This is a genomic window from Salinicoccus sp. HZC-1 (assembly GCF_046736035.1).
Taxonomy (GTDB): Bacteria; Bacillota; Bacilli; order Staphylococcales; family Salinicoccaceae; genus Salinicoccus.
The window spans coordinates 2,577,602-2,601,143 of sequence record NZ_CP177130.1 but is presented as its reverse complement, the minus strand read 5'-3'; the positions used below and the strand labels follow the sequence as shown (position 1 = coordinate 2,601,143).

Sequence of the window (23,542 nt, the reverse complement as noted above, 5' to 3'; positions counted from 1 at the left end):
AATGATATATTAATCGTACAAATATGAGGGATATAATATGACAAATGATGATATTAAAAATTCTGAAGATCATCTTCAGACACTGGAAAAAGGTCTGAAAGTAATTGAAGCGTTCGACGGTACGGACTATTTAACGATTTCCACAGCATCCAATCTCGTCGGCATTTCCCGGCCGACCGCCCGCCGTGTATTGATTACACTGGTCAATCTCGGTTATGCACAGATGCTGGACAACCGGTTTTATTTAACACCGAAAGTACTGTCTTTGGGATATTCGTATATGACTGCGAGAGACAGCTGGGAAATTACGACGACACTGCTGCGCGAGCTTTCCAAAGTGACGAACGAATCGAGTTCACTGGCGAAGCTTGTAGGCGAGGAGATAATTTACATCGGTCGTGTGCCTGCAAACAAGATTATGAAGATATCTCTGAACATCGGAACACATCTGCCTGCATATGCCACATCGATGGGAAAATTGCTGCTTGCCCAAAAGAGCGAGGAAGCGCTGGATGAGTATTTCGCAACGGCGGATTTAAAAGCGCTGACGGAGCATACGACGTATGAAGAAGCGGAACTGCGTAAGGAATTTGAAGAAATTCGCAAAAAAGGCTGGGCAGTCAGTGAGAATCAGCTGGAAGTGGGGTTGATGTCCGTGGCGGCACCGATCCGTAATATGAGAGGCGATGTAATTGCTGCAATCAATTGTTCGGCAAACTCGTCCCAGATGACACGGGAAGAGATGGAAGAGCGTTACTTGGGACCGCTTCTCGAAACAGCAGAGCAGATCAGCAGAAATACGGAAATTGAATTGCCATTCTAAAGAATACTGAAAAGCCCTTCATCTGAAGGGTTTTATTTGTTGATCAATAGTTTAGGAACATCGGGGCGAATAGTGGTAGAATCGTATTAAATCAAAATTTGGAGTCGAGTGATATGGAGTACATAGAACAGGGGACACCGCAGTTCAGGAAAACAACATTTGCCTTTTTCGCGGCTGGGTTCAATACATTCGCGATTCTTTATACGGCTCAGCCCCTCATGCCGATATTCACCGAAGTTTTTGACGTCAGTGCGACACTTTCAAGTCTGTCGATGACCATTACCACATTGGTCCTTGCCGTCAGTATGCTGTTCTTCGGTTCAATATCAGAATCACTGGGCCGCAAGAACATCATGGTGATCTCCATGCTCGCAGCTTCACTGCTGTGCATCCTGACGGCACTCAGTCCGAATTTCTATATTCTGATTGCCCTGCGTGCACTGCAGGGTGTGGCGCTTGCCGGGGTGCCGTCGATTGCGATGGCCTATATCAGCGAAGAGATACATCCGAGAAGCCTGGCCGGCGCCATGGGATTATATATCAGCGGAAACGCACTCGGTGCGGTATTCGGCCGTGTATTCTCAGGCGTGGCTGCGGATTATATCGGATGGAACGGTGCAATGCTCGGTGTCGGAATCATCAGCATCATTGCGTCATTCATATTCTGGCTCAGTCTGAGACCGCCGAGAAACTTCGAGGCCCGGAACTTCAATTTCATGCAGCTGACAAAATCACTGCTGCATCATATGAAAAACCCGGTACTGGTATGCTTTTTCTTCATAGGGTTTTTATTGCTCGGTGCGAACCTGTCAATATACAGCTATGTCACATTCGTATTTCTGAACGCACCCTATTCACTCAGCCAGTCCCTCGTCAGCTGGATATTCCTGATTTTCATCATCGGGATATTCAGTTCAATGATTACAGGCAGGCTGGTTGAGCGGTTCGGAAAGATAAAATTCACATACGTCGCATTGAGTATTACATTATCCGGTGTGCTCCTGCTGTTCGTACCCAACCTGCTGGTGATTATTTTGGGACTTTGCCTGTTCACATACGGGTTCTTCGCCTCGCATTCAGTCGTCAGCGGCATGGTGGGGGAGAATGCGGTCGTGAATAAAGCCCAGGCATCCTCACTGTATCTTTTCTTCTACTACATCGGGTCCAGCATCGGCGGTACGGCAGCCGGCGTATTCTGGGCGGATTTCGGCTGGAATGGGGTAGTGGTCATGAATGTCGTGTTCATCGGACTGTGTTTCGTACTTATATCGATTGCGATCAGGATGAAACGCAGGAGAGCGGCGGTAAATTAAAAAGAGGGAGGGCAGTGAAGGGCACTGCTCTGCCTTCGCATTCTTTTTCAGAGACTCATAAGCGGAATAATCATACAAGGGGTATCATTTTTCAGCCAGAGCTATTTCAGCACATCATTGGAGACATACCGTTCAAAACATCCGTGCTTCCCGCATCTGCAGGGGTGCCGTTCTGCCTGATGATCATATGGCCGGCTACACCTGCTTAGCCGGTGAAGCCGTAGAACACTTCATTGTTGGGCAGCATACGGGACAGATACTGCCGGATAATGTTACGCAGTAGAGATTGGACTGATATTCGTAGACGCCTGCTCGGTACGGACTGCCATGTTGGCTTTATTGTCGGTGTAAACGGGTACTTTGAAAGTATTCCCCAGTTCGGTGGCCTGGGTAGACACGGTCGCTTTGCTGAGGGAGATACTGATTCTGGAAATGGACTTGTTGCGGATAATGTCCTCAAGTACAAGTCTTCGGTTCATGGTTTTGATATAATTCGCATCACCAGTAAGCATATAATTCCCGTCCTCATCTTAGTTTATGTATTAAACTGATTTTATCAAAGTATTGTACAATCAGCAATTTGTATAGAATTTATTAGGAGGAAACGATATGAATAATAAAAATCTTTCAGGAAAAACAGCAGTCGTCACAGGCGGCGGTGGCGTATTAGGCTCTCATTTCTGTAAGGCGCTTGCCAGCGCCGGGGCGAAAGTGGCCATTTTGGGCCGGACTTTGGAAAACTGCGAAATCGTCGCAGAGGAGATCAACAATGACGGGGGGGAAGCCATCGGGCTGAGCTGTGATGTGACGGATAAGACTTCAGTGGAAGCGGCCAGGGCGGAAATCAATGAAAAGTTCGGCACCTGCGATATCCTGGTCAACGGGGCAGGCGGCAACAGCCCGTCCGCATCGACGGACGACGAGTATCTCGACCTCGACACACTCGACGATCCGAACGTTAAAAACTTTTTCGCACTCGACACAGACGGCATCGATTTTGTGTTCAAACTGAACTTCCTGGGCACTTTGATCCCTTCCCAGATTTTCGGGGCTGACATGGCGCCTAAAGAACATGCGACAGTAATCAACATCTCTTCCATGAATGCTTATACACCGCTGACAAAAATCCCGGCATACAGCGGAGCGAAGTCGTCGGTGACGAACTTCACCCAGTGGCTGAGTGTATACCTGTCCAAAACAGGGGTAAGAGTCAATGGCATTGCACCGGGATTCCTGGCCACCAAGCAGAATAAAGATCTCCTGTTTGATGGTGACGGCAATCTGACGGACAGAAGCCATAAAATCATCAATGCCACACCAATGGGCCGTTTCGGTGAGCCGGAAGAACTCCTCGGCACACTGCTTTATCTGGCGGATGAAAAAGCTTCCGGATTCGTCACGGGCATCACCATTCCCGTAGATGGCGGATTCTCTGCTTATTCCGGAGTATAGAAAAACCAGACGCTCTCTTCAAAGTCATCCTTTGGAGAGGGCGTTTTGATTATATTAATGGGACTTTTTATCCAGTCTTCTAATGGCATTTTTATACACTTCTGATTTGTCTCTTTTGCCAGTGGCAACAATCTGAATCACTTCGATTCTATCCTCCAGCTGACGGAATACCATTCGCAATCCCGCTCTACGGTTCTTAAATTTATAACATTTCTTTAACTCGCCTTGAAGCTGTTCACCAGCCTGGGTGCCCCTGGCTTTGATTCGATTGATGCCTTTATCTATTATTATCTTTTGACTGCCATCCAACGACTGATATTCTTTCCTCGAGCCACTGTTATATACGACATCAAACATTATTCCCAACCGTCATTTTCATCAATTATAACCGGAGCGTTCGCTGCCTCGCCACGCACCTCGTAATCACTGTATGTCTGAGGCGTATCATCATTAATCCTTTGCAAAGCAACGAGTTCATCTATCTTATCGTATAACAGTTCAATTTCATTGGACATGTCCTCGTACTGCTTTTGAGTGAGCATGACACCTGCTATGCTGTCGCGATTGAATATATAGACACCGTTCTGCTTTTCATCTGCCTCTTTAAAAATGTTCATCGGAGAGCGTTTTACATCAGAAATGGATTTAATAGGCACGTCTATTGTTTTCATCATCATCATTCCCTTCATTTATTCAACTATATTATAACATGATAAGAGTCTTTTAAAAAACTTTTTAAGGACATAGAAAAACCGGGGCGGATTGTTCCGGCCCCGGTCAAAAATCATCTCTTCACTTCTCTTGTCGCATCGAGCACACTGCCCATTGAAGCAATATCTTCAGTGAGGAAGTCCCCGCTGATTGTATGCTTGTAAAGCATGTTGCCGAGCGCGTTGCTCAGCGTCTCTTCATAACTCAGCTGGTTATCCATCAGACCGTAAATGACACCTGCCGTGTATGCATCTCCGGTACCGATGCGGTCTAGAATATCCACTTCGTATGCATCCGTTTCATGGATTCCATCCTTAGTCGAGATCAAACCTTTAATGATATTTTTATTGGAATGGACGACAGTACGCTGGGTGAATGCGATGTGGGATACACCGTATTCCTTATGGATCTTAGCAAGCACCGGTTTTAAAGTATCGATGTCCGGATTGCGCTCGAGCCCGTCTTTGATATCCTTGCCGTCTTCAATCAGTTCGAGCGGTTCATATCCGAAGATGACGTCGCAGTATTTGACGAATTCCGTCATCGTATTCCTCGCTTCTTCAAAGCTCCAGAGATTGCCTCTGAAGTTCAGGTCCGCACTGATTTTCATGCCGCGCGCTTTCGCCGCTTTCAACGCATCGAGCAGCACATCCTGCAGTTCGGAATTGAGAGCGGGCGTGATGCCGCTGAAATGGAACCAGTCATAGTCGGCAAAAGCAGTTTCGAAGTCATAATCCGCTCTTGTCGATTGTTCGAAACTGGAGTACTTGCGGTCATAGATGACGGAGGAGGAGCGGACGTTGAATCCCTGCTCCAGGAAATATGTGCCCATCCTGCGGCCCGTCAGGTTGATATGTTTCGTCTCGATATCATTGCTTTTAAGCAGGGATACTGTCCGCTGGCCGAATCCGTTATCCGGCAGTGCGGTCATCATCGCAACGTCGACGCCGGAAGCGGCAAGGCTCATTGAGACATTCATCTCGCTTCCGCCGATATTGATGTTGAACTGGTTTGCTGTTTTGAAAGTGGAGGAAGATTCGGTACTGAGCCGCATCATGATTTCCCCGAAAGTTATAAATCTCATTCTTGTTCTCCTTTCACTGCTTCTTCATAGGCGGAAACAAAGCTTTCCGTATTCGCTTTGACCACTTCAGGATTGGAACCGTTGTAACCCTTGGCAAGGGCGCTGCCGATACCGATCGCAAAGGCACCGTTCCTGATCCATTCGCCCATGTTGTCTTTATTGACGCCGCCGGAAGGCATGAGGTTCGCATGGGGAATCGGCCCTTTGATGTCTTTGATGAAGGATGCACCGAGTACGCCGCCGGGGAACACTTTGATTACATCAACACCCGACTTCAGTGCAGTGACGATTTCAGTTGCGGTCGCGCAGCCCGGCAGGTAAGGTACCTGGTTCAAGTTGCACAGCTCGGAAACCGACGCGTCGAAATGCGGACTGACAATGTACTCTGCACCGCGCCGGATCGCTTCATCCGCCGTTTCACTGGACATTACTGTACCGGCGCCCACACAAATATCCGCACGGTCCGAGAAATGTTCGATCAACTCACTCGCTTTGGGTGTAGTGTAGGTGATCTCGATATTCCTGATGCCGCCTTCCACAATGCTCTCGATCATTTTTACCGTATCATCGAATCCTTTGCCGCGGACAACGGCGATCAGATAGTTTTCACGGATCTTATTCAAAGTGTTGAATTTCTTCATAATATACGCTCCTCAATAAATGATATCTTGACTGGATGCCAGTTTCCATATAGATTGGATATAATAATAAAGCGGTTTACTAAAACGTTTTAGTACTTAGGAGTATTATAACATGAAGAGAATAACAATCAAAGACGTAGCAGAGCACTCAGGCGTCTCTATAAGCACCGTTTCGCAGTACTTGAACGGTCGGTATAACTATATGGGGGAAGACACGAAAAACAGGATAAAAGAAGCTGTGGTGGAACTTGGATACCGGCCGAACTTCATGGCCAGAAATCTAAAGAACAGATCCACAAAAACAGTGGGCATCATCGTTTCGAATATCCTGCATCATTTTGCCGTCTCCCTCACCAGAAAAATTGAAGATTACTGTGATGAAAACAACTATAACCTGATCATATGCAACGCAGACGATGATCCTCAAAAAGAGGAGAAGTACATAAACGGTCTGATGGAAAAGCAGGTCGACGGCATCCTCATCATGCCGACAACCGCCAATGACGAATTGTATAAAAAACTCGCCAATCAGAATTTTCCGGTGGTATTTGTGGACAGGTTTATGAAGCAGGTGGATATCCCATCGTTCAAGCTGGATAACCATCATGCAGTGGAAACGGCGTATGAGTATCTGAAGGATAAAGGGATGGAGAATTACTGCTACATCGGTACTTCGGATGAGATGGACATTACACCAAGGGTCGAACGCATGGAACAGTTTAAAAAACTGGAGCCCGGACAGAAGATCATCACAGGTGAGAATGACAGGCTCTATGACCATATAGAAGCCGAATTCACTGATGGAGAATCGAACGGCATCATACTAGCCAATGACTTCGCATTGATGGCATTTTTAAAGTTTGCGAATGAAGAAAACCTGGATCTTGGGAAAAACCATCTCATAGCCATAGACGATGTCCCGCTTGCTGATGTCTACCGGCCGCAAATTTCCACGATTGCACAGCCTGTCGAGGAAATTGCACAAAACGCCTACCGGACGCTGATGAAACGGATCGATGGGGACACAGCGGATACGGAAATGGTGAATAGCTATAAAGGAAGAATCATAGAAAGATGATTGAAATTGAAATCGGGAAACCCTCCTGCCCGGGTTTCCCTTTATTTTATCCTATGGCCGGCGTCATCATTTAATGCAGCTTAATAATACGGCCTCTCCCTGGAATGATTGAATTTTACCGCTGTCGGACTGGACGCGGAATTTCTGTTTTACTTTTTCGTCAGCTTCAAGCATTAACCCGGTCAGCGTTGTTTTCTCTTCAGCTGACAGATGCATTCGATTGCACCAGTCCTCAAATTCAAAATGCTTTTCGAAACGGTATAATTCCTGGATTTCAAACCCTTCAAGCTCCAGCATGCGCAGCCATTCTGTCTTCTTCCAGGCCCGGTAATGGCTGTAGTCCCGTATTTTTTCGATTTTATTATAAAAATGGTCGAATGCATCCGCTTCAGGCGCAACGTTATCATCCAGCAGGAAGCGCCCGCCCGTTTTCAGAACGCGATAGACTTCTTTTATAAACTCTTCGATATTGGGGAAATGATGCGGCGCAATCCGGCAGGTGACAATATCAAATGATGCGTCGTCAAAAGGCATCTTCTCGGCATCTCCTTCAACAAACGAGACATTGGAATATCCATTTCCCCTGATAAACTGCTCAGCGGATGCCAGCATCTTCGGCGTCAGATCCATAGCCGTGACCTCGCGAACGAGAGGGGATAAGGCATTTGCCGTATGTCCGCCGCCTGTTGCGACATCGAGCACGTTTTCTGTGCCCTCTGCACGTGCCATCTTTACCAATGTATTCAAATCTCCGCCATTGCGGTGTATATCACTGCTCACATAAAAATCAGCGCTGCGGCCGAATTGGTTTTTAACATCCTGTTTAACATCCATCCATTTCCCATCCCTTTCCTGATCAGGATTACTTTTAACTGAATATTTAAAAATATCGTTTCATAAATTCAACTTTACCACAAGCTTATACATAATTAAAATTTATTAATATTATGTAAATACATAACCAAAAGTTATATATGATAAAAATGTCTACTATAAAAATAAAGTTTTCGTATGTTTTTTCATTTATTTCAACAGTAACCGTTCCCAGACATTGACTGGGTTAGTACCATCCTATATAATTAGTTAGTCTAACTAACAAATGAGGTGTATTTATGCGGATTGAACAGGAATTCTTTGATGCCTATATAGCGTTATACCGGCCTTATATCAACAGGGCGAACAGTATTTTGACGACTTATAATCTTTACAGTTCCCAATGGCTGATTTTAAAAGATATTGCGAAACATGGCACAACGACTTTAGTGGATGTGAGCCGCCGCCGGCAAATTGAAAAATCGACGGCAAATAAGGTGGTCAGGCATCTGCTGGATCTCGGACTGATTCAATCGGAACCGGGTGCAGACCGCCGGGTGAAGCATCTGACGATGACGGCTGATGGTGAACTGCTTTATAACGAAGTAGGCGGAAAGATGCACGAAATGCAGCATGATATTTTACAGGACATCGATCAAGAACAGCTTGAAGAGATGATTGCTGCGCTGGAAAAAATGAAAATATAGAAAGGGTTCTGAAAGTGTCAAAAAGTGAACATTTAACTGATAGAATATGGACGAAAGAGTTCATCATCATATTCCTTTATCATTTTATAGTGATGTTTTCGATGTATGTATCGATAGTAACAATAGGAAATTTTGCGATTGAGAATTTTAATGCCAGTGCAAGTACTGCAGGGCTTGTAGCGAGTATCTTCATAGTGGGCGTGCTTGCCGGCAGGGCAGTATCCGGGTATCAGGTGAACCGCCTGGGTGCCCGTAAGATCATGTATATCGGAACGATTCTATTCTTCCTGACTTATGCGTTATATTTTATAGAAGGCGGTTTGACACTGCTGATTATTGCGCGTTTTCTTAATGGTTTTTCCACCGGTCTGATCAGTACGGCGTTAAACACACTGGCTACGATTTCAGTGCCTGAAAACAGAAGAGGCGAAGGAATCAGCTACTTCAGTCTGAGTTTCGTGCTCGGCTCCGCAGTAGGACCTTTTTTAGGGTTCATCCTTCTTGAATTCATGAGTTTCAATACATTGCTGATTTTAGTGCTCATCGCAGTATTCATCGTGGCACTCCTGACTCCGGCTGTGCATATAAATAACGTTTCAAGAAATTATAAACCTGAAGTGGGCAAGTTTAAAATGATAGATAAAGATGCTTTGCCGATGGGATTCTCGGTCCTGTTCATGGGGCTCGCCTATGCAGCAATCCTCTCATTTCTGAACATGTATGCCATCGAGGTCGATTTAGTGACGGCAGCCAGCTTTTTCTTCCTGGTGTATTCGGCAGTTGTGATGCTGACCCGTCCATTCACCGGAAAAATACTGGATCAGAAGGGTGCGAACATCGTCCTTTATCCAACATTCATTTTCATGGCGATCGGATTCTATATTCTCGGCAATTCGACTACAGGCTTCCTGATGCTTCTGGCAGGCGGGCTCATAGGGTTGGGATTCGGTAACTTCCAGTCGATTGCCCAGACAGTATGCGTCAACGTGGCAGGCAGGGATAACGTCGGCCTTGCAACATCCACGTATTTCATCATGCTGGAAATAGGCTTGGGATTCGGACCGTTCATCCTCGGATTCCTGGTGCCGCCACTCGGCTACGGCGGATTGTATCAGGCACTGGTGTTCTCCATACTGATTGCAATGATAATTTTCTACTTTGTATACGGCAGACATGAAAGCAAAGAGAGAAAAGCATATGATTTTGAGAAATAAAATAAAGGTCTGGATATGGCTTTGAAGCCATACCCAGACCTTTTTACATATAGTAGAGTGAGAACTACAGGATGATGTAAACATAAGAAGGACGGGGAATTTTTAAAATTCCTCGTCCCTTATTTTCATGCCTTATCCCTGATTGAAGTGACATACTTTATATTTGAAATGATGAGGACGGCCGCGACAATCACCATGCCGAATGTCTGATTATCCCCTGTGGAAATAGAGTACATCATCAGCAGTACCAGTCCTATAAATAATGTTGCATTCATTGTATTGAATGTCTTATACAATCCTTCAAGCATTACATGGCGTTCGCCTTCATCAGATGCTGCAAGCAGTTTATCTGCAAATTTTGAATCGGTAGATGAGGGAAGATCACGTTCGGGATACATGACAGGCAGCAGTGTCGGCAGCAGGAATAAAAATATCAGTGCAGCGAGCATCGTGACTGCGGCTGCGATATAGATCCATGCGTCTGTCTGCTGTATGATGGCAACTCCCATCACCAGGATGCTGAGCACCAGTCCGATATTTATATTGAGGGAAATGTCGGTGTATTTTCTGTACATATACCGGTCGAGCGCATCTTCGTCCGTAGTGTCATCGCGGTTCGAAGCGTGTCCCCTCAGCTGGAAGAAACCTGATATACCGAGTGCTGCAGTAATTACAGCAGCAGCGAGTCCTGTGATGCACAGTGCGGGAACAAAGGTTTCAAGGCCTGTGAGTGCCTCGAAGTTCAGTATGAACATTCCAATTATAAGTCCGCCTACAAAGTAGGGGATGAATGACAGAAATGAATTTTTCTTCTTACTCATCTAAATCTCCTCCTCATCGAATATGAAAATATTCTCTATCGGTTCATCGAAAATCATTGCCATGCGCTTGGCGATTAAAAGGGAAGGGATATACTCTTCCCGCTCGATCAGGCTGACTGTCTGTCTGGATATCTTTGCGCGTTTGGCAAGCTCGGTCTGATTGAGGCCCTTCCTTGCCCGCAATTCCTTGATTCTCGTCCTCATTTCATCACCTCTATGCCCAAATTGTATAATGTAATTTTCATAATGACAAGTATATTAGTCAAAAATATCGATTTAATATTAAAAATCTAGAAGTACGGGTAATTTGTTATAATTTCTGAATATTATGATATAATTTAAGAGATTGTATATGCATGTCAAGGAGGAAAATGAATGAAACTTTTAACCTTTTATAAAGATGATGTACTGAAGCCGGGGGTTCTTACAGATAAGGGTATACTGGATATCTCCGGTTCATATCCAACAATGATTGAAGCAATAGAAAGAAATGAAGGGTTGAATGAATTTCTTGATTTTGCTCTCGAGGAGAATTCAAATTATTATCTGGATAAGAATAATTTGAAGTATGGACCGGCAATCGACTGCATGGAAAAGATCATCTGTGTCGGTCTGAATTATCAAAAGCATGCGGATGAATCGAATATGCCCGCACCGGATCATCCGATTCTTTTCAGCAAATTCAGGAATTCACTCTCCGCAGACGGGGACAAGGTAGCCATCCCGAAAGAAGCGACACAAGTGGACTATGAAGCGGAACTCGCGATCATTATCGGCAAAGAAGCGAAGTATGTATCTGAAGATGAGGCATTGGATTATGTGTTCGGCTATGCATGCTCAAATGATTTGTCAGAGCGGGCTTTCCAGACGAGAAGCGCCCAGTGGCTGCTCGGCAAATCACTCGACGGTTTCTGCCCGCTTGGTCCGTATGTCGTGACAAAGGATGAAATCGAAGATCCGAATAAACTTCGGATCAGCCTCAGTGTAAATGGTGAAAGAAGGCAGGATTCGAACACGAATGACATGATATTCAATTGTCAGCAGATCATCAGCTATGTATCAAATTATATGACTTTAGAACCGGGCGATGTGATTTTAACAGGCACACCGGAAGGCGTGGCACTGGGTTATGAAGGGGAGAAACCATGGCTTAAAGCGGGAGATGAAGTCGTGGTGGAAATCGAACGGCTGGGAAGACTGGTAACGAAACTGAAAGGAGAATAAATACGTCTGGTACAGAAGGTGCTGTCGATTCTCTATTTGAATGAGGCGAAGATCATTTTGATCTTCGCCTTATTTTTATTTTCCGGATTATGAGTGCCATCTGTTATAGAAAACGGTTTCATTAACAAAATATTCAGAAAATGTAGAATATTTTGTTTAAAAGTGATATTGTATCGATAATATATGTGAGGCGTGATGCAATGTCAGGCCTTAAAAAGGAAAGAGTGGTGGTTGAATGCAGCGGGAAAAACGGGAGCCGATCAGGAATTATAAAATCTGGATTGGTTTTGCGGTCATCTTCATATTGTTGAATCCCTGGTATTTTCCTTCAGGTGGAGAACTGGTATTAGTTTATGGTGTGCCGTTGTGGGCGCTGGTGATCATGGGTGTCACGGTAATATTATCGCTCTATATTACATATGTCATCAAGTATCACTGGGAAGTAGAAGATGAAGAATTGGACGGAGAGGAGGATAAATAGTTATGGATTTGGCTTTTTCCGGTATATCGGGTATTTTAATAATGCTTTTTTACGGCATAATAATGCTGTCGATCGGTGTCATTACGTTTTTAAGGAATAAAAAAGTACATAGCAGTTTAGATGAATATTATTTGGGCGGGAGAAGTTTGGGGACTTTAGTCCTGTTCTTTACTTTCTTTGCGACCCAGTACAGTGGAAATACGGTAATCGGCTATTCCGCAGAGGCATATCGTGTCGGCTATGCGAATCTGGTCACAGTGCCTTTCTTTATCATGATTGTTCTGGTGTATCTGCTCTATGCACCAAAATTATATAAGATCAGCAAAAAGCATAATATTGTGACGCCGGTGGACTGGCTGCAGCTGCGGTTCAAGTCAAAAGCCGTATCCATACTGGGAGCGGTAATAATGCTGTATGCACTGGGCAATTTCCTGCTGGAGCAGCTGATCGCGATCGGTCAGGGTGTGGCCGGTCTAACCGGCGGCACCGTGCCTTATCAGGTCGGTGTTATCTTCTTCATCACCATTATGATCATATACGGCTGGCTGGGCGGCATGCGTTCAGTGGCATACACAGATACGATGCAGGGCATTGCCCTTCTGTTTGGGGTGTTCATGCTTCTGATCGGAACGATCCTTTACTTTGGAGGACTGCCGGAAGCGGGGGACTATATCAGGACATATTCGCCTGAGAACCTGGGTGTCCCTGAAGGCATCGGGCTGGTCACATGGAGCAACTTCCTGATCCTTGTCGGTTTTGGTGCGGCTGTCTACCCGAATGCCATACAGCGGATTTTTTCAGCGAAAAATGAACGGGCATTGAAAAAGTCGCTGACCCAGATGGCGTGGATGCCGTTTATTACTGCAGGCGTGGTATTCATAATCGGGATACTCGCGTATACCGCATTCCCTGATTTGAGTGTCGAAGAATCCGAACAGATTGTGGGAATGATGGCAAGTGTCATCGCGAATGAGAACATTATCTTCTATATTGCCATGGTGCTTTTATTTGGCGGTATTATCGCGGCGATCGTTTCTACAGCGGATTCAGTGCTGCTGACTTTTTCATCCATCATCTCAAAGGACATATACGGCAGATATATCAATCCCGGGGCCTCCGACACCAAAAAGATCATGATCGGTAAAATCTTCGGTGTCGTTGCGGTCGCTTTCCTGCTGGTCATCGCCTGGAATCCGCCGGCGACTCTATATCAGGTATTTGTACTTAAACTGGAAATCCTGGTTCAGGTGGCTCCGGCAATCATAATCGGGCTGTATTGGCGGAGGAGCCATGCAAAATCCGTATTTGCAGGGATGCTTGTCGGTACACTGCTGGCAGCTTTCTTCACTTTTACAGGACTCAAACCATTGGGTATTTTCAGCGGCATATGGGGATTGATGATCAACCTCGTCATTTATACAGCAGGCAGTTTTGCATTTGGAACCGCCCCTTCGAAAGAGACGCAGAAAGATATTATAGAAGAAGACCCGGTGACTTCCACACAGCCGGTAAGGTAATATTACGATAAAAATTGAAATACTGAATGGGGCATAACGTCAATGTTATGCTCTATTTTTTTAGTGATTGATGAAACCCTTTTCATTTTTCTGTTGACATGCGTTTTCCAAAGTAATATATTGATATTTAAGTTCATATACAGAAACTGGGTTTGTATATGTGAACGGAAGGTGATGAGATGTCGGTAAAGTCGGCAGAAAGAGTGCTTGATGTGATTGATTACTTAACCTTGACGGATGAGGGTGCGACTTTGATGGAACTGTCCAAGAAATTGGAGATTCCAAAGAGCAGCATGTCCCAGCTGTTGGGGACGATGTTAAGAAAGGATTATTTGATTAAGACGAATGGAAATATTTATAAACTCGGACACAAACTAATAACGGCCGGTAATAAAGCGAGAATAAGCAATGATATTTTCAGTTCAAGTATTTCCATACTTAAAGAGACTGTTTCAAAAACGGGTGAAACGGTGTTCCTGGCCATCCGTTCATCTGAGGAGATCATCTATCTCGCGAAGATCGACAGCGAAGATTCGGCAAGGACGACCGCACAGCCGGGCATGCGGAAGCCGCTGCACTGCACGGGCCTGGGCAAGGCATTCCTGTCTTTTGAGGATGAGGATGTGAGGGCAGAACTATTGGCGTCCATTTCACTCGACTACCATACTTCCCATACGATTACAGACCGTTCGAAGCTGGAGAAAGTGACTTCGGCGTTCAGGGCACAGGGCTTTGCGATCGACGATGAAGAGAACGATCTGGGCGTGTATTGCATCTCTGCGCCGGTCTACGGTGATCAGGGAAATATGATTGCGGCGATCAGCTGTGCCGGATCAAAGGCGAGAATGCTTAAAAAACGACAGTCTGTAATTGAGGAAATCACAGCTTCAGCCAAACGGATTTCCGCAACGCAGGGATATAATGGAGGGGATAGATAATGGAAGTGACAGCGATTGGAGAGTCGATGGTATCATTGATCAACGAGCCTTCCGGCTATATCCGTCATGCAGACGGGTTCAAGCCGTTTGTGGCGGGAGCCGAAACGAATACGTTGATCGGGCTCGCCAGACTGGGGCATCAAACATCCTGGATTTCCGCATTGGGCGATGATGAACTGGGCGAATTGATTCTCCATAAGGTAAGGGCGGAAGGCATCGATACGTCCCATGTATTACTTAAAAATAAAAGAACCGGCGTATTCTTCAAACAGATTTCTCCGGACGGCAGTGTGGATGTTACATATTACAGGGAGAATTCAGCAGCGAGCAGCCTGGGCATCGATGATATTGACTTGGAAGCGATCAGGCGGACAAAAGTCCTTTATCTGACAGGGATTACACTGTCACTGAGCCAATCGGCGAGAGACATGCTGTTTGAAGTCGTCAGGCAGCTGGGGGATGAAGTGAAGGTTGTCTTCGATCCGAACATACGATTGAAAATGTGGTCGGCGTCAGAAGCGCGTGAAACGATCCTGGAATTCATTCCGTATGTCGACTGTCTGATCGTCGGAAAGAGCGAAGTGGATATTCTGCTGGAAACAAACGATTACAGACAGGCACTGGATACTTTCAAAGAGATGGGCTGTCACAAAACGGTCCTCAAGCTCGGCCGTGACGGAGCGGTCTATGACATCGACGGTGACCGGGGAGAAGTCAGAAACCCCAGACAGTTCGAAGAGATAGATCCGGTCGGTGCCGGAGATGCGTTTGCCGCAGGCATCGTCTCCGGATTATTGAATGAAGAAAAAGCCGGGACGCTGGTTGAAAAGGCATGCTTCCTGGGCGGATATATCACACAGTTTGTCGGAGATTACCAGGGATTCCCGTCTGCAGAAATGCTTCGGACGGCAATGGACAAATCCAGCGATGAAAAAGTAAACAGATAGGGGAGATATTGTGACTGTTCTAAAAAAGATTACAGACCATAAAATGATCGGCATCCTGCGCGGCTATGGCACGGAGGAAGCGGTGAAGATTGTAAGAACGCTGATAGACAGCGGATTCAATGTGATAGAGGTGGCCCTGAATTCACCGGATGCAAAGGGAACGCTGAAAACTTTGAAAGAGACATTCGGCAGCGATATCGTGCTCGGTGCCGGCACCGTTTTAAATGTCGAAGATGCGGAGGACTGCATCAATAACGGTGCCGAATTTTTATTGTCACCGGTCTACAATGAAGCGGTGCTCGAATTCTCTGCCAAAAAGGATGTATTATACATTCCGGGGTGCTATACGCCGACGGAGATCTACAATGCGCAGAGTTCAGGCGCCGGAATGGTCAAAGTGTTCCCGGCCGGGCAGCTGAAAGCGGGATATATCAAAGATGTGCTGGCACCGATGAATGACCTCGTATTGCTGCCGACAGGCGGCGTCACACCTGAAAACATAAATGAATTTCTGGATGCGGGGGCCAAAGCGGCCGGCATCAGTTCGGCCCTCGTGCCGAAAGGCGTAGTGGATGATGCACTGCTCGAAGAGATAGAGGACAGAGTCAAAAAGTTCAAGGAGGCCCTGAAAAGATAATGAAGATTAAAAGCTATGAACTGTTTACTGTACCGCCGAGATGGCTGTTTTTGAAAGTGGAGACGGATGACGGACTGGTCGGCTGGGGAGAACCTGTAATCGAAGGGAAGGCGGCAACCGTCAAGGCGGCTGTCATCGAACTGATGGAAACGGTCATCGGTCGTGATCCCATGGAAATTGAAGGCATCTGGAACGAGCTTTACAGGGCCGGATTCTACAGGGGCGGCCCGATACTGATGAGTGCCATCTCAGGCATCGATCAGGCACTGTGGGACATTAAAGGGAAATATTATAATGCACCTGTCCATGAACTGATCGGCGGCAAGGCCCGCGACCGGATAAAGATCTATTCCTGGGTCGGCGGGGACCGCCCTGCTGATGTCGGGCAGGCGTCACTGGAACTTAAAAACCAGGGGATTACGGCTGTGAAGATGAATGCCACCGAAGAACTGCAGTACATTGATAACTACAGTAAAGTCGATATGGTATTGGAACGGGTCGCCTCGATCCGGGAAGCATGCGGAAAGGATTTCGGCATCGGCATCGATTTCCACGGACGGGTACATAAGCCGATGGCAAAGGTGCTGGCTCGTGAACTGGAACAGTTCAGACCGATGTTCATAGAAGAACCTGCACTCCCTGAGAACAATGAAAACCTGAGGGACATCGCGATGCATACTGCCATACCGATTGCGACGGGTGAGCGGATGTTCTCCAAATGGCAGTTTAAAACATTACTGAAAGACGGCTATGCGGATATCATCCAGCCGGACCTGTCACACGCTGGCGGCATCACCGAATGCAAAAAGATCATTTCCATGGCTGAGGCCTTCGACGTCGCAGCCGCGCCGCATTGTCCGCTGGGACCGATTGCGCTTGCGTCATGCATCCAGGTGGATGCGACGTGCCATAACGCAGTCATCCAGGAACAGAGTCTAGGCATCCATTACAACAAAGGGAACGACATTCTGGACTACATCAAAGATCCCTCCGTTTTCGAGTACACGGACGGGCACGTGAAAATTTCCGATAAACCGGGCCTCGGCATAGAGATCAATGAAGACTATGTCCGCGAGCGGAGCGGCGTCGGCCACAATTGGAAGAACCCGGTATGGAAACATGAAGACGGCAGCATCGCAGAATGGTAAAAATGAAAGGGGTATAATTTATGTCTCATGAAACTTGGTTGATTATTGCGACCGTTCTCGGCATCGCATTGCTTTTATTCCTGATTATGAAAATTAAGCTTCATGCATTTGTTTCATTACTGATTGCATCACTGTTCATCGGTCTCGCCTCTGGCATGAGCCCGATGGAGATCATCGACGTCATCGAGACCGGAATGGGCGGCACACTCGGATTCATCGCAGTGGTCGTCGGACTCGGTGCGATGTTCGGCGAGGTCCTCAAAGTATCCGGCGGTGCCGAACGGCTGGCACTGACGCTGATCGATAAATTCGGGGAGAAGCGCTCACAATGGGCACTCGGATTTACAGGGTTCCTCGTTTCAATCCCGGTATTCCTGGATGTTGCGCTGGTCATCCTGATTCCGATCGTCTATTCACTGGCAATGAAAACACGGAAGTCCCTGCTCTATTACGGTATTCCGCTTCTTGCAGGTCTTGCCGTTGCACATAGTTTCGTTCCGCCGACACCGGGCCCGATGACGGTGGCGGCCATGCTTGGTGTTGATCTGGGCTGGGTGATCCTGTTCGGTATCGCAGCGGGTATCCCGGCAATGATCCTTGCCGGACCGGTCTTCGGTAAATATATCGGCAAAAAGATACAGCTGGAAATCCCGGATTATCAGAAACTCGATGAAGAAGTTTCTGCCATCAAGGAGGAAAAAGATCTGCCAAGCTTCAAATTGGTGTTCTCTCTGATTCTGATTCCGCTTGTCCTTATCCTTATAAATACAGTGACGGGCGCAATCGTGGGAGAAGATTCCACAAGTCTGGTCGCCGAAACAATCCAGTTCGTCGGTCATCCGTTCGTTGCATTGATCATCACGGTTGTGCTGACTTTCATCACGCTCGGCACACGACGCGGCTACTCCAGGGATGAAGTACAGGATGTCGCAACGAAGGCGCTTGAACCGGCGGGTATCATCATTCTGATCACCGGTGCCGGCGGCGTATTCAAAGAAGTGCTGATCCAGAGCGGTGTCGGTGATGTCATGGGTAACTTGGTTGTCGGCGCCGGACTGCCGCTTGTGGTTGCGGCATTCGTCATTACGACATTTGTCCGTGTCGCACAAGGGTCCGCTACAGTGGCCATGGTGACCGGTGCCGGTCTGATGGCACCGATCATTGAAATCAGTCCGGTTTCACAGCCGGTACTCGGTCTGATCGCGATCTCCATTGCGAGTGGGGCGACAGTGCTCTCCCACGTCAACGACTCCGGCTTCTGGCTGGTCAACCGGTTCTTCGGCATGACCACCGGAGAGACTCTGAAGTCCTGGACCGTGATGGAAACCATCATCGGTCTCACCGGATTCACAGTCGTATTCATAATCAGTCTGTTCATATAGAATGAATGGATATCATTTCAGCCCCATGCAGAGCATGGGGTTTTTGTATATGGGAACAAAAACCCATATAATACAATTAACATGTACAGCGAAAGGAAGTTAGTTTATGAAAAAGTATATGATTGGCCTGGACATCGGAACAACGGCTGTAAAAGCGGTCCTTTTTGATGTCAAAGGCAGTTACATAGATAAGGAAACGGGCAATTATCCGCTGCATACCCCCGATGCGGAGACTGCGGAGCAGGATCCGGATGAGATTCTGGAGAAAACTTTTGAGGCGGTCCGTCTGCTTGTCGCGCGGAACGGTTGCGGGGATGATGTGGAATTCATCTCCTTCTCTTCCGCGATGCACAGCATGATACTATTGGACGGGGACGGCGGCCGTCTGACGGACTGTATTATCTGGGCGGACAGCCGGAGCCAGGGTTATGCGGACCGGCTGAATGAGGAGAACGGTCTGGATATATACCGCAGGACGGGCACGCCAATCCACCCCATGAATCCATTCGTCAAGCTGTTCTATTTTAAGAATGAAGCGCCTGAGCTCTATGCCGGAATCGGCAGGGTGGTGGGCATCAAGGAGTATATCCTTGAACGTCTGACGGGTGAATATGCGGTGGACAGGTCCATTGCGAGCAGCATGGGCATGATGAACCTGGAAACGTCGGACTGGGATCAGGAAGTGCTGGAGATGCTCGGACTTTCAGCCGATCAGCTGCCGGAACTTGTGGATACGACTGCGATTTACAAGATGAATGAAGATTCGGCTGCCGGCATAAATATCTCTCCTGAAACGAAACTCGTCATCGGTGCGAGTGACGGTGTGCTTGCCAATCTCGGCGTGAATGCCATCCGCGAAGGGGATATCGCGATTACAATCGGAACGAGCGGCGCCATCCGTACCGTAATCGATGCACCGAAGACGGATGAAAAGATGCGTACGTTCTGCTATCATCTGACACCTTCCCATTACGTCATCGGAGGGCCCGTGAACAACGGCGGTGTGATTCTAAGGTGGATCCGCGATGAGTTATGCCAGCAGGAAATCGGTGAGGCGGATTCGTGCGGCAAAGATCCATATGAGATAATGACGGAAGCGGCGAAGGACGTGCCTGCGGGCAGCAACGGCCTGATCTTCCATCCATATCTGGCCGGAGAGCGTGCGCCATTATGGGATTCCAAGGCAGTGGGGTCATTTTACGGGCTGACTCTATCCCACGAACGGAAACACATGATCCGTGCGGCGATGGAAGGCGTGGTGTACAATCTTTACAGTGTATACCTGGCTTTGAGGGAACAGATGAACGAAGTGAACAGTATAAAGGCAAGCGGCGGATTTGCCCGCAGTGAGATATGGAAGCAGCTGATGGCGGATGTCTTCGGTGAAAAACTGAGTGTGCCGAAAACTTATGAGTCCAGTGCATTCGGTGCGTGTATACTGGGGTTATACGCAATCGGCGAGATGGATGATTTGAGTGAAGTGGACAGATTCGTGGGTGAAGATGATGCTTACACCCCGGATGAACACAAGTATATGAAATACCAGGATGTAATGAGTGTCTATATAGAAATCGGCAGATCTCTCGAACAGTTCTACGGGCGGATGCATGAACTCAGAGAGTAATGTTAAAAATGGAGGTGGGAGAATGGATCTGAAGGACTTTTTCGATCATTTTCTTGAAGAGAATGAATTGGTCCGGGCCAATCTGATGAATGAGGAAACATTCGATTCGATAGAGGCTCTGGCAGAAAATAAGATGAAAAGCATTTCGGATGGAAAGACGCTGGCTGAAGTCTCCGGGAATGTTTCCATGGGCGAAGCGGCGCTGCTCCGGAGTCTGGTGGATGAAGAAACGCCCGATAATCTCCATCATGTGCCTTATGATGTTTCCAAATACCAGGCGCTGACCGACTATCAATACATATTGGAGGCGGGCGACGGAGAAGGGGTGATCCATCACGATATCGTCGAGGCAATCGATGCAGCACTGAAAAGTACGGGCGTGCTGCCGGCTGCCGATATGTTCATCCACAGGGATGAAGCGTTTAACCCAAGGGATATCGGAAGGCTTGAACAGATTTATAAAGGACCGATCTACTGGTTATACAACAATCTGACATGGAGAGAGCTGAAGGCGCTGCTCAGGCGGCTCGGAAGTGAGACGGAAGGCAACCAGAAGGATGACTATCTGCGCCATATTACGGCACTTGTCACATCCCCTCAGTTCCTGGAAGAGATACTGCTTCATATCGGCGATGAGGAATTTGAAATCATCCGGGAAAACGTGGACAAGGACTATAACGTATACGAGGCGAAATCCAGATGGGAAGAAGCGAAGAATCTCGGCCTGATCGTCAAAGTACATGCGAATTTTCTGGTCATGCACCAGAAGGTGCTCGAAACCCTGAAATCCGTGAACTTCGATGCAGTGGCACAGAGGAGAAAACCGCAAAGTGCCGGAACATCCATCAGGGGCGACTACAATGCTTATGCGCTGAAGCTTGAAGTGATGGATACACATGAACCCGTCTGGCGCGAAGTCCAGGTGCCGGCCGGGATGAACTTCTTCGAACTCCATCTGGTCATCCGCGCGGTCATGGACTGGCGGAGCAGCAGCCCTTCACGGTTTACAGCCGATGGATATACCATTTATGAATCCATCCTTCTGATGAAAGAGGAACAGGAGGAGGACGGGAACGAAGCCGGTCTGCTGGCAAGCTTCACACAGATCGATGCACTGTTCGATCAGACGGCGGACATTCATTATCATTATGAATCGGTGGATGGGTATACCGTTAAAATCTCCATCACGGACAGGATCAACATCGACCATGCCATTCCGGCGATCCGCAGTTACGGCGGCCCGATACCGATCGAGAACGTCGGCGGCCCGGAAGGGCTGGAGAAGGCACTTGCGATTTTGAATGACAGCCAGCATCCGGATTATGCCAGGACGTATGAAAAAGCGCGGACGATGAACTACAGGGAACGCTATCCGATGACGGCGATCAATAATCGGCTCGAGAAGCGGTTCGGCAAAGCGCATCCGGTGACTGAATTCAATGTTTAATGATTGGAGGATAAAATGGATCTAAGAAGGTTTTACCATGAGATTTTGAAAGATGATGCACTTGCAGATATGTCCGTTTCATATATCAACGACGATTATTTCATGTCGAAAATTGCAGAGAAACTGAAGCCCGCTGAGCGTCATCTGATAGAGCGGCTTGAAAAAGTCAGGCCATTGTCAGGCTTCTATGAAATCACACTACACTCGAATGAATATTTTTACTTGATAAAAAACCGCATCCTTCTGCCTGGAGGTCACGACAGTGGTTTCATCCATGTGGATGTGGTACAGAGGCTGTCACGGCTGATTAAAATACGTGATGCGGAAAATGAATACCTTAAAAAAGAGGAAGGACCGGCTGCGGAGGAGCATTACAATGCCTTGAAGCTGCGTATTACTCTGCGGGACACCCACACTCCGATATGGCGCGAAGTCGCTGTTCCGGCACGTCTGAACTTCTATGAACTCCACCTCGTCATCCAGAAAGCGATGGGCTGGCAGAACAGCCATCTTGCGTCTTTCAATGATGAGGGGCATCGGATTTTTGTTCATACATTCGATATGGAAGAAGCATATGCCGGAGAAGGGCAGGTAAAAGATCTGCTGGCAAGCGAGACCCCGATCGATCCGATTTTATTAAAGGCCGGTGCAGTCAATTATATTTATGATTACGGAGACAATTGGGACCACCGGATCGAAGTGCTGGAAAAACTTCATGAGGAGAATCCGCAGCTGCCTGCCGTGCTCAAACACAAAGGGCCGGGACCGATAGAGGATTCCGGCGGTGTCGGCGGGTTTGAAATGGTTCTTGATATTATAAAGAATGACTCCCATCCCGAACATGAGGAAATGTTTTTATGGGCGAAATCGCAGAATTACAAGGCGCGGTACCCCAAAAAAGCGATCAACCGGACACTCGGGAAACTATTCAGCAGAACAGAACCGATAACGGAATCGAATGACCCTTCAATGGATGAATGAAAATGAAAACGGGAAGACCTCAATGGAGATCTTCCCGTTTTTCTATGCTCTGTCCTTTTCGGATGTCCTGTCCTTATCTGACGCCCTGTCCCGCAGTTCATAATAGTACAGTACGCTGGTCATTGCACCTTCAGCAACCATGTTCGAGTCGTCTGCCTCATCCGGTTTTCCGAGATGGAGCAGATAAGGGTCGCTCGTCCAGCTCGTTGCCTTATACACTGCTTTATCTACGGTCTCCTTGACTTTCTCACGGTTCTTTTCCTTCGATAAATACGCCGCTCCCGCTGCTAAACCAGCCGCACCAATCAGTTTTTTGACTTTTCCCATCAAATATCCTTCCTTTCAAATAAAGAAAATGCCGGTACGTCGAATGCTTTTTTGTTATATTCAATTATCTCATACCGGGGTGTAAAATGAAAATTAAGGGCTTATGTTTTTGATGAAATGAATGCGCCCGGTTTACTGCATCCGTACACACTAAGTGGTAAAATAAGGAATAAGCAGAATGCGCTTACTTTTTTATGGATGATCCATGCACTGGATGAATTCACTGATACTT

Annotated in this window: 26 protein-coding genes; 17 read left to right on the top strand and 9 right to left on the bottom strand. The window is 47.2% G+C overall.

Features of this window, described 5'->3' with window-relative positions:
* Positions 1–37 precede the first annotated feature (37 nt).
* Entirely contained in the window at positions 38–823 is a 786-nt protein-coding gene (locus tag ACKRAT_RS13445; protein WP_411842886.1) for an IclR family transcriptional regulator C-terminal domain-containing protein, read from the top strand.
* Between the two features lie 113 nt (positions 824–936).
* Complete coding sequence (locus ACKRAT_RS13440) at positions 937–2,136, top strand: MFS transporter (protein WP_411842885.1); 1,200 nt, start codon at positions 937–939, stop codon at positions 2,134–2,136.
* Positions 2,137–2,408: 272 nt separating this feature from the next.
* Here the strand turns inward: ACKRAT_RS13440 and ACKRAT_RS13435 are convergent, their stop codons facing one another.
* Entirely contained in the window at positions 2,409–2,648 is a 240-nt protein-coding gene (locus ACKRAT_RS13435) for a hypothetical protein (RefSeq protein WP_411842884.1), read from the bottom strand.
* 97 nt (positions 2,649–2,745) lie between these two features.
* Between ACKRAT_RS13435 and ACKRAT_RS13430 the strand changes: the two genes are divergently transcribed.
* Positions 2,746–3,588, top strand: coding sequence for an SDR family oxidoreductase (locus ACKRAT_RS13430; RefSeq protein ID WP_411842883.1), 843 nt, complete (start codon positions 2,746–2,748; stop codon positions 3,586–3,588).
* A gap of 54 nt (positions 3,589–3,642) precedes the next feature.
* Here the strand turns inward: ACKRAT_RS13430 and ACKRAT_RS13425 are convergent, their stop codons facing one another.
* The 4 genes from ACKRAT_RS13425 to ACKRAT_RS13410 all read right to left on the bottom strand — a co-directional run bounded on the left by ACKRAT_RS13425 (position 3,643) and on the right by ACKRAT_RS13410 (position 6,024).
* A complete protein-coding gene (locus ACKRAT_RS13425; protein WP_411842882.1) occupies positions 3,643–3,945 on the bottom strand; it encodes a type II toxin-antitoxin system RelE family toxin in 303 nt (100 codons plus the stop codon).
* Positions 3,945–4,262: a hypothetical protein gene (locus ACKRAT_RS13420; protein WP_411842881.1), complete on the bottom strand. Its 318-nt coding sequence runs from the start codon at positions 4,260–4,262 to the stop codon at positions 3,945–3,947. The genes ACKRAT_RS13425 and ACKRAT_RS13420 overlap by 1 nt, the downstream gene beginning before the upstream one ends.
* Positions 4,263–4,372: 110 nt before the next feature.
* Complete coding sequence (locus ACKRAT_RS13415; protein ID WP_411842880.1) at positions 4,373–5,383, bottom strand: PfkB family carbohydrate kinase; 1,011 nt, start codon at positions 5,381–5,383, stop codon at positions 4,373–4,375.
* A complete protein-coding gene (locus ACKRAT_RS13410) occupies positions 5,380–6,024 on the bottom strand; it encodes a bifunctional 2-keto-4-hydroxyglutarate aldolase/2-keto-3-deoxy-6-phosphogluconate aldolase (protein WP_411842879.1) in 645 nt (214 codons plus the stop codon). Before ACKRAT_RS13410 ends, ACKRAT_RS13415 begins: the two co-directional genes overlap by 4 nt.
* A gap of 112 nt (positions 6,025–6,136) precedes the next feature.
* Here ACKRAT_RS13410 and ACKRAT_RS13405 point away from each other — a divergent pair, with 112 nt between their 5' ends.
* Complete coding sequence (locus ACKRAT_RS13405; RefSeq protein WP_411842878.1) at positions 6,137–7,102, top strand: LacI family DNA-binding transcriptional regulator; 966 nt, start codon at positions 6,137–6,139, stop codon at positions 7,100–7,102.
* Between the two features lie 66 nt (positions 7,103–7,168).
* Here ACKRAT_RS13405 and ACKRAT_RS13400 read toward each other — a convergent pair whose 3' ends face one another.
* The gene (locus ACKRAT_RS13400) at positions 7,169–7,936 is read right to left on the bottom strand and encodes a class I SAM-dependent methyltransferase (RefSeq protein WP_411842877.1); all 768 of its coding nucleotides are present in this window, start codon (positions 7,934–7,936) and stop codon (positions 7,169–7,171) included.
* 278 nt (positions 7,937–8,214) lie between these two features.
* On the opposite strand from ACKRAT_RS13400, the gene ACKRAT_RS13395 reads away from it, so the two are divergent.
* Positions 8,215–8,622, top strand: coding sequence for a MarR family winged helix-turn-helix transcriptional regulator (locus tag ACKRAT_RS13395; protein ID WP_411842876.1), 408 nt, complete (start codon positions 8,215–8,217; stop codon positions 8,620–8,622).
* Positions 8,623–8,636: 14 nt separating this feature from the next.
* Positions 8,637–9,836, top strand: coding sequence for an MFS transporter (locus ACKRAT_RS13390; RefSeq protein WP_411842875.1), 1,200 nt, complete (start codon positions 8,637–8,639; stop codon positions 9,834–9,836).
* Positions 9,837–9,961: 125 nt separating this feature from the next.
* Here the strand turns inward: ACKRAT_RS13390 and ACKRAT_RS13385 are convergent, their stop codons facing one another.
* Together ACKRAT_RS13385 and ACKRAT_RS13380 are read right to left on the bottom strand one after the other, a co-directional pair.
* A complete protein-coding gene (locus tag ACKRAT_RS13385) occupies positions 9,962–10,657 on the bottom strand; it encodes a DUF3169 family protein (RefSeq protein ID WP_411842874.1) in 696 nt (231 codons plus the stop codon).
* The gene (locus tag ACKRAT_RS13380; protein ID WP_411842873.1) at positions 10,658–10,861 is read right to left on the bottom strand and encodes a helix-turn-helix transcriptional regulator; all 204 of its coding nucleotides are present in this window, start codon (positions 10,859–10,861) and stop codon (positions 10,658–10,660) included. It abuts the gene before it with no gap.
* A gap of 171 nt (positions 10,862–11,032) precedes the next feature.
* Here ACKRAT_RS13380 and ACKRAT_RS13375 point away from each other — a divergent pair, with 171 nt between their 5' ends.
* The 11 genes from ACKRAT_RS13375 to ACKRAT_RS13325 all read left to right on the top strand — a co-directional run bounded on the left by ACKRAT_RS13375 (position 11,033) and on the right by ACKRAT_RS13325 (position 22,983).
* Positions 11,033–11,881: a fumarylacetoacetate hydrolase family protein gene (locus ACKRAT_RS13375; RefSeq protein ID WP_411842872.1), complete on the top strand. Its 849-nt coding sequence runs from the start codon at positions 11,033–11,035 to the stop codon at positions 11,879–11,881.
* 235 nt (positions 11,882–12,116) lie between these two features.
* Positions 12,117–12,362, top strand: a complete 246-nt coding sequence (locus tag ACKRAT_RS13370; protein ID WP_411842871.1) for a hypothetical protein — start codon at positions 12,117–12,119, stop codon at positions 12,360–12,362.
* Positions 12,363–12,364: 2 nt separating this feature from the next.
* Positions 12,365–13,879, top strand: coding sequence for a sodium:solute symporter family protein (locus ACKRAT_RS13365; protein WP_411842870.1), 1,515 nt, complete (start codon positions 12,365–12,367; stop codon positions 13,877–13,879).
* Between the two features lie 179 nt (positions 13,880–14,058).
* A complete protein-coding gene (locus tag ACKRAT_RS13360; protein WP_411842869.1) occupies positions 14,059–14,817 on the top strand; it encodes an IclR family transcriptional regulator in 759 nt (252 codons plus the stop codon).
* Positions 14,817–15,764, top strand: coding sequence for a sugar kinase (locus ACKRAT_RS13355; RefSeq protein ID WP_411842868.1), 948 nt, complete (start codon positions 14,817–14,819; stop codon positions 15,762–15,764). The genes ACKRAT_RS13360 and ACKRAT_RS13355 overlap by 1 nt, the downstream gene beginning before the upstream one ends.
* A gap of 10 nt (positions 15,765–15,774) precedes the next feature.
* Positions 15,775–16,401: a bifunctional 4-hydroxy-2-oxoglutarate aldolase/2-dehydro-3-deoxy-phosphogluconate aldolase gene (locus ACKRAT_RS13350; protein WP_411842867.1), complete on the top strand. Its 627-nt coding sequence runs from the start codon at positions 15,775–15,777 to the stop codon at positions 16,399–16,401.
* Complete coding sequence (dgoD, locus tag ACKRAT_RS13345) at positions 16,401–17,549, top strand: galactonate dehydratase (RefSeq protein ID WP_411842866.1); 1,149 nt, start codon at positions 16,401–16,403, stop codon at positions 17,547–17,549. Before ACKRAT_RS13350 ends, dgoD begins: the two co-directional genes overlap by 1 nt.
* 20 nt (positions 17,550–17,569) lie before the next feature.
* On the top strand, positions 17,570–18,931 hold the full coding sequence (locus ACKRAT_RS13340) for a gluconate:H+ symporter (RefSeq protein ID WP_411842865.1): 1,362 nt from the start codon (positions 17,570–17,572) through the stop codon (positions 18,929–18,931).
* A 106-nt stretch (positions 18,932–19,037) separates the two neighbouring features.
* Positions 19,038–20,555 (top strand): gluconokinase, encoded by a 1,518-nt coding sequence (gene gntK, locus ACKRAT_RS13335; RefSeq protein ID WP_411842864.1) that lies wholly within the window; start codon positions 19,038–19,040, stop codon positions 20,553–20,555.
* Between the two features lie 22 nt (positions 20,556–20,577).
* Positions 20,578–22,002 carry a plasmid pRiA4b ORF-3 family protein gene (locus tag ACKRAT_RS13330; RefSeq protein WP_411842863.1) on the top strand — a complete coding sequence of 475 codons (1,425 nt, stop codon included), beginning with the start codon at positions 20,578–20,580 and terminating at the stop codon, positions 22,000–22,002.
* A 15-nt stretch (positions 22,003–22,017) separates the two neighbouring features.
* Entirely contained in the window at positions 22,018–22,983 is a 966-nt protein-coding gene (locus ACKRAT_RS13325) for a plasmid pRiA4b ORF-3 family protein (protein WP_411842862.1), read from the top strand.
* Positions 22,984–23,025: 42 nt separating this feature from the next.
* On the opposite strand, the gene ACKRAT_RS13320 is transcribed toward ACKRAT_RS13325, so the two are convergent.
* Complete coding sequence (locus ACKRAT_RS13320; RefSeq protein ID WP_411842861.1) at positions 23,026–23,310, bottom strand: hypothetical protein; 285 nt, start codon at positions 23,308–23,310, stop codon at positions 23,026–23,028.
* Positions 23,311–23,542: the final 232 nt, after the last annotated feature.

What these genes read in the sequence shown, in the direction of transcription:
- ACKRAT_RS13445 (WP_411842886.1), top strand. Translation starts at nt 38, where the DNA reads ATGACAAATGATGATATTAAAAATTCTGAAGATCATCTTCAGACACTG.
- dgoD (WP_411842866.1), top strand. Translation starts at nt 16,401, where the DNA reads ATGAAGATTAAAAGCTATGAACTGTTTACTGTACCGCCGAGATGGCTG.
- ACKRAT_RS13360 (WP_411842869.1), top strand. Translation starts at nt 14,059, where the DNA reads ATGTCGGTAAAGTCGGCAGAAAGAGTGCTTGATGTGATTGATTACTTA.
- ACKRAT_RS13325 (WP_411842862.1), top strand. Translation starts at nt 22,018, where the DNA reads ATGGATCTAAGAAGGTTTTACCATGAGATTTTGAAAGATGATGCACTT.
- ACKRAT_RS13425 (WP_411842882.1), bottom strand. Translation starts at nt 3,945, where the DNA reads ATGTTTGATGTCGTATATAACAGTGGCTCGAGGAAAGAATATCAGTCG.
- ACKRAT_RS13395 (WP_411842876.1), top strand. Translation starts at nt 8,215, where the DNA reads ATGCGGATTGAACAGGAATTCTTTGATGCCTATATAGCGTTATACCGG.
- ACKRAT_RS13365 (WP_411842870.1), top strand. Translation starts at nt 12,365, where the DNA reads ATGGATTTGGCTTTTTCCGGTATATCGGGTATTTTAATAATGCTTTTT.
- ACKRAT_RS13320 (WP_411842861.1), bottom strand. Translation starts at nt 23,310, where the DNA reads ATGGGAAAAGTCAAAAAACTGATTGGTGCGGCTGGTTTAGCAGCGGGA.
- ACKRAT_RS13385 (WP_411842874.1), bottom strand. Translation starts at nt 10,657, where the DNA reads ATGAGTAAGAAGAAAAATTCATTTCTGTCATTCATCCCCTACTTTGTA.
- ACKRAT_RS13375 (WP_411842872.1), top strand. Translation starts at nt 11,033, where the DNA reads ATGAAACTTTTAACCTTTTATAAAGATGATGTACTGAAGCCGGGGGTT.
- ACKRAT_RS13355 (WP_411842868.1), top strand. Translation starts at nt 14,817, where the DNA reads ATGGAAGTGACAGCGATTGGAGAGTCGATGGTATCATTGATCAACGAG.
- ACKRAT_RS13380 (WP_411842873.1), bottom strand. Translation starts at nt 10,861, where the DNA reads ATGAGGACGAGAATCAAGGAATTGCGGGCAAGGAAGGGCCTCAATCAG.
- ACKRAT_RS13340 (WP_411842865.1), top strand. Translation starts at nt 17,570, where the DNA reads ATGTCTCATGAAACTTGGTTGATTATTGCGACCGTTCTCGGCATCGCA.
- gntK (WP_411842864.1), top strand. Translation starts at nt 19,038, where the DNA reads ATGAAAAAGTATATGATTGGCCTGGACATCGGAACAACGGCTGTAAAA.
- ACKRAT_RS13435 (WP_411842884.1), bottom strand. Translation starts at nt 2,648, where the DNA reads ATGCTTACTGGTGATGCGAATTATATCAAAACCATGAACCGAAGACTT.
- ACKRAT_RS13440 (WP_411842885.1), top strand. Translation starts at nt 937, where the DNA reads ATGGAGTACATAGAACAGGGGACACCGCAGTTCAGGAAAACAACATTT.
- ACKRAT_RS13405 (WP_411842878.1), top strand. Translation starts at nt 6,137, where the DNA reads ATGAAGAGAATAACAATCAAAGACGTAGCAGAGCACTCAGGCGTCTCT.
- ACKRAT_RS13400 (WP_411842877.1), bottom strand. Translation starts at nt 7,936, where the DNA reads ATGGATGTTAAACAGGATGTTAAAAACCAATTCGGCCGCAGCGCTGAT.
- ACKRAT_RS13430 (WP_411842883.1), top strand. Translation starts at nt 2,746, where the DNA reads ATGAATAATAAAAATCTTTCAGGAAAAACAGCAGTCGTCACAGGCGGC.
- ACKRAT_RS13370 (WP_411842871.1), top strand. Translation starts at nt 12,117, where the DNA reads ATGCAGCGGGAAAAACGGGAGCCGATCAGGAATTATAAAATCTGGATT.
- ACKRAT_RS13420 (WP_411842881.1), bottom strand. Translation starts at nt 4,262, where the DNA reads ATGATGAAAACAATAGACGTGCCTATTAAATCCATTTCTGATGTAAAA.
- ACKRAT_RS13330 (WP_411842863.1), top strand. Translation starts at nt 20,578, where the DNA reads ATGGATCTGAAGGACTTTTTCGATCATTTTCTTGAAGAGAATGAATTG.
- ACKRAT_RS13415 (WP_411842880.1), bottom strand. Translation starts at nt 5,383, where the DNA reads ATGAGATTTATAACTTTCGGGGAAATCATGATGCGGCTCAGTACCGAA.
- ACKRAT_RS13410 (WP_411842879.1), bottom strand. Translation starts at nt 6,024, where the DNA reads ATGAAGAAATTCAACACTTTGAATAAGATCCGTGAAAACTATCTGATC.